4 protein-coding genes are annotated in these 4,389 nt (G+C 67.3%); 2 read left to right on the top strand and 2 right to left on the bottom strand.

The window, feature by feature from the left end:
• Positions 1 to 570, bottom strand: a 570-nt coding sequence (locus Q1V87_RS09820; RefSeq protein WP_300592111.1) for an HAD hydrolase family protein, incomplete at its 3' end; no start/stop codon positions are given.
• The gene (gene serS, locus Q1V87_RS09815; protein WP_300592110.1) at positions 567 to 1,832 is read right to left on the bottom strand and encodes a serine--tRNA ligase; all 1,266 of its coding nucleotides are present in this window, start codon (positions 1,830 to 1,832) and stop codon (positions 567 to 569) included. The genes serS and Q1V87_RS09820, both read right to left, overlap by 4 nt.
• A gap of 62 nt (positions 1,833 to 1,894) precedes the next feature.
• Between serS and Q1V87_RS09810 the strand changes: the two genes are divergently transcribed.
• Together Q1V87_RS09810 and Q1V87_RS09805 are read left to right on the top strand one after the other, a co-directional pair.
• The gene (locus Q1V87_RS09810) at positions 1,895 to 2,977 is read left to right on the top strand and encodes a diacylglycerol kinase family protein (RefSeq protein ID WP_300592109.1); all 1,083 of its coding nucleotides are present in this window, start codon (positions 1,895 to 1,897) and stop codon (positions 2,975 to 2,977) included.
• Between the two features lie 77 nt (positions 2,978 to 3,054).
• Positions 3,055 to 4,389 (top strand): HNH endonuclease signature motif containing protein (locus Q1V87_RS09805; protein WP_300592107.1); only part of this gene is annotated, 1,335 nt, incomplete at its 3' end.

Below are 4,389 nucleotides of genomic sequence, written 5' to 3'. Positions count from 1 at the left end.
GGGCGAGACGACGACGACGCGGCACACCGGCTCGCGAGTGAGCTCGTCGAACGCGACGCGGCGGGCGCCGAGCAGGTTCCAGTCGTCGAGTTCCTCGGTGTAGAGGCGGCTACCGTCTTCGAGCTCGACCATGTACTTCGCGTCGGGCAGGTGCTCACGCAGGAGCGTGACGACCTCGGTCGCGTCGAAGGTCACGGTGTGCACCTGCTCGTACCGAACCTCGTCACCCTCGATCTTCTTCAGGATGACGGTGCCGTTCGAGCACACGACGTAGTCGGGCTCGATCTCAAGAACGCGCACGACTCCGCGGGTGCTCGCCCACGAGCGACCGGTCGCGAGCATGACCTCGTGCCCGGCGCGGCGAGCGTGCTCCACGGCCTCGACGACGCCGGGGCTGAGGGTTTCGTCCTCAAGCAGCACCGTGCCGTCGATATCCAGGGCGATCAGCAGCCGCGGCGTGCTCCCGGGGTGGTGTTCGGTCTCTGCGGCGAGTTCCTCAACGATCTCGGCGGCATCCGCTTCGGGAACGGCCTCAAGCTCACCGGTGTGCGGCACCGTGGCATCCGTCACGCGACCGGCTCCAGGACGTCCATGCCGCCGAGGTACGGGCGCAGCACCTCGGGAACCGTGACCGAGCCATCCTCGCGCTGGTGAGTCTCGAGCAGCGCGACGATCCAGCGCGTGGTCGCGAGCGTCCCGTTGAGCGTTGCGACATGCTGGGTCTTGCCACCGTCGGGGCGGTGACGGATGTCGAGCCGGCGCGCCTGGAAGGTCGTGCAGTTACTCGTGCTGGTCAGCTCACGGTAGGCATCCTGGGTCGGAACCCACGCCTCGACGTCGTACTTGCGCGCAGCGCTCGATCCGAGATCACCGGCGGCGACATCGATGACCCGGTACGCGAGGCCGAGGTCCTGCAGCATCCGTTCCTGCATCTCGACGAGGCGCAGGTGCTCGGCTTCGGCATCCTCGAGGCTCGTGTAGACGAACATCTCAAGCTTGTTGAACTGGTGGACCCGGATGATGCCGCGGGTGTCTTTGCCGTACGACCCGGCCTCGCGGCGGTAGCACGTCGACCAGCCCGCATAGCGCTTGGGCCCCTTGGCGAAGTCGATGATCTCGTCCATGTGGTAGCCGGCGAGCGGAACTTCGCTGGTACCGACGAGGAAGAGGTCGTCCTCCTCGAGATGGTAGATCTCGTCGGCGTGCTCGCCGAGGAATCCGGTGCCGCGCATCACCTCGGGGCGGACGAGGGTCGGCGGGATGACGGGAATGAACCCCGCCTGCAGGGCGCGGTCGAGGGCGAGGTTCATGATCGCCAGCTCGAGGCGCGCACCGATCCCGGTGAGGAAGTAGAAGCGGCTGCCCGACACCTTCGTGCCGCGCTCCATGTCGATGGCGCCGAGGATCTCGCCGATCTCGAGGTGATCGCGCGGGGTGAAGTCGAATCTGCGCGGCTCGCCATGCGTGCGGAGCGTCACGAAGTCGGCCTCGCCACCGGCCGGCACCCCATCGATGACGATGTTCTCGATGCGCGACAGTGCTGCATCGGCAGCCTCTTCGGCGACAGTCACCCGCTGCTGGGCCTGCTTGACCTGCTCGCTCAGCTCCTTGGCTTCGGCCACCAGCGCAGCCTTCTCATCCTTCGGCGCCTGCGCGACCCGCTTGCCGTGGGCGTTCTGCGCGGCACGCAGCTCCTCAAAGGCCGTAATCGCGGCACGACGCTCGCGGTCTGCGTCGAGGGCGGCATCCACCGTCTCGGACGAGTGCCCGCGAGCTTCCTGCGAGCGCTTGACCAGCTCGGGATTTTCACGAAGCAGCACGGGATCGATCACCCGATAAGTCTGTCACAGCGCCCGGAACCGGCTCCTCCGGCTGGGAGGGTTATCGTGTGTGCATGACGCACGCTTCCGCATCCAACGAGGAAGCCGCGCCGACCAACGATCCCGGCACCGATTCGCCGGTGGATTCCGCCGGGCATGAGGCACAGCCGGGGGACGCCAAGCGGGCAGCTCTCGTCTATAACCCGATCAAGGTCGATCAGGATGCCATCCGCGCGTCTGTCGAGCGCGAGTCAGCCGCCGCGGGCTGGGGAAGCCCCCTGTTCTTCGAGACGACAGTCGATGATCTCGGCCAGCTCGCGACGAGAGAGGCGCTGGACGCCGGTGCGGATGCCGTGCTCGTCGCCGGCGGCGATGGCACCGTACGGGCGGTGGCCGAGGCGCTCACCGGAACCGGCGTGCCGCTGACGATCGTCCCGTCGGGAACCGGCAACCTCCTCGCGCGCAACTTGCAACTACCGCTCTCGCCGCCCGACGCGATGGTGACGGCCACCTTCTCGGGCGATCACGAGACGATCGACGTCGGGATCGCCCAGATCCGACGCGCCGATGGGTCCAGCGAGGAGCACGCCTTCGTCGTGATGGGCGGCATGGGCATGGATGCGGCGATGATCGCCAACACGAACAGCGACCTCAAGAAGCGCCTCGGCTGGATCGCCTACGTCGACGGAGCAGCTCGCTCCCTGTGGAGCGCTAAGCCGTTCCGCATCCTGTACGAAGTCTCGGGACAGCGGATGCGCACCGCCCGCGTGCAGAGCGTGCTGTTCGCCAACTGCGGGTCGCTCCCCGCCGGCCTGTCGCTCATCCCCGAAGCGTCGGTCGCCGATGGACAGCTGGATGTCGCGGTCATCCAACCCAAGGGCTTCTTCGGCTGGTTCTTCGTGTGGCGCAGGGTCGCATGGATCAATGGCTTCCTTCGCCGTCACTTCCATCGCAGCCGGGCATTCCTGAAGTTGCGCACAGCTGACAACGCGATCGTCTACTCGCGCGGGACGACCGTCGAGATCATGCCCGAGGCTGCCCAGCCCGTGCAGCTCGACGGAGATGAGTTCGGCGAGGCCGTGCGGATCGAGTGCCGCATCGAGCAGAAGGGCCTCGTCATCGCGATCCCCGCCGGTCACGACATCAGTGGAGCGTGAGAAGCGAATTTCTGTCACTGTTCGAGAACGGCCCGCGCCACTGACTCAATGTCGGAGGCCCCTGTCATCATTAGAACATGTCTTCGAATGTTGGGAACGGTGACCGGCCGATCGGACCGGTGATCGGATACACGGATGCCGACCTCGGCGCCCTGTGCCAGATCGTCGCCGACTTCGAAGACGTCGAGGTTCGGGCGGCTCGCGAAGAGGTGGCTCGGGTACGAGTCCTCGCTCGCGCCGGCCAACTGGCGCGGAAGCAGGCGATGGGCCAGACGGCCAGGGTGCGCGCCCACGACATGGCGCTGCGGTCGATCGCGCTCGAGCTGGGCGCTGCCTCGCGCGTAAGCGACAGGTCGATGCAGCGCCAGATCAACGACGCAGTCCAGCTCGTCGAGGACTACCCCACTCTGCTCGCGGCACGCGAGAGCGCTGCCATCACTCGTCAGCACGTCAGTCTCGTCGTCGAGGCCGGCACCCCACTTCCCGCCGACGTACGCTCGGAGTTCGACCGACTGGCCACCGAACGATGCCTGACCGACTCGGCGAACCGGGTCCGGGCCGCTGTCATGATCCTCGCCGAGCGCATGCACCCCCGCACCCCGCAGGAGCGGCACCAAGAAGCGCGCGAGGGGCGCGCCGTGCGAATCAGGCCGTTGTCAGACGGAATGAGCGAGGTGTGCGCGCCCGTGCCGACGGTGATCGCTGTCGGCATCGACGACCGACTGACCCAGATGGGGCGCGCCGTCATCGATTCGCGACCGAGCGCGGATACCACCGAGGCCGGGCCCGACGTGCAGGGAAACGTCTTCACCGGCGATGCCCGCACGATGGATCAGATCCGGGCCGACCTGTTCGCACAGCTACTGCTCGCCGGCTCACCCATTGTCGACCCTGCCGCCGGGGACGGGCCGGGCCCGCTCGGCGCGATCCGCGCCAAGGTACAGGTCGTCGTTCCCGCGCTCGCCCTGGCCGGTACCGAAACCGCCGGACCCGCCGACCTCGTCGGACACTCCCCCATCGATCCTGAGACGGCGCGTGAGCTCGCCGCCGGCGCGACCTGGTGGGAACGGCTGGTCACCCATCCGGTCAGCGGATCGGTGCTCGCGGCCGACGGGTATGCGAGGCCTGCGGCGCTCGACCGATGGCTTCGAGCCCGGGACCAACACTGTCGGACACTCGGATGCCGCATCCCCGCCATCCGCTGCGAGGTCGACCACAACGACGAGTACGCCACGGGCGGCAAGACCGAGCACGGGAATCTCTGCCATTTCTGTCAACGACATCATTCGATGAAGCAGTTCACGGCCTGGGAGGTGCAGCAACTCGAGGGCGGTATTGTCCAGTTCACCTCGCCGGCCGGCCGGATCTACACAGACCATCCGCCGCCCGTCTCCGTGCACTTCACACCAGAC

The sequence above is a fragment of the Microbacterium sp. genome, assembly GCF_030149085.1.
In the GTDB taxonomy this organism is placed as follows: Bacteria; Actinomycetota; Actinomycetes; order Actinomycetales; family Microbacteriaceae; genus Microbacterium.
This window is presented reverse-complemented; position numbering and strand designations above follow the sequence as displayed.

Coding starts and splice junctions, on each gene's coding strand:
- Q1V87_RS09810 (WP_300592109.1), top strand. CDS start 1,895: ATGACGCACGCTTCCGCATCCAACGAGGAAGCCGCGCCGACCAACGAT.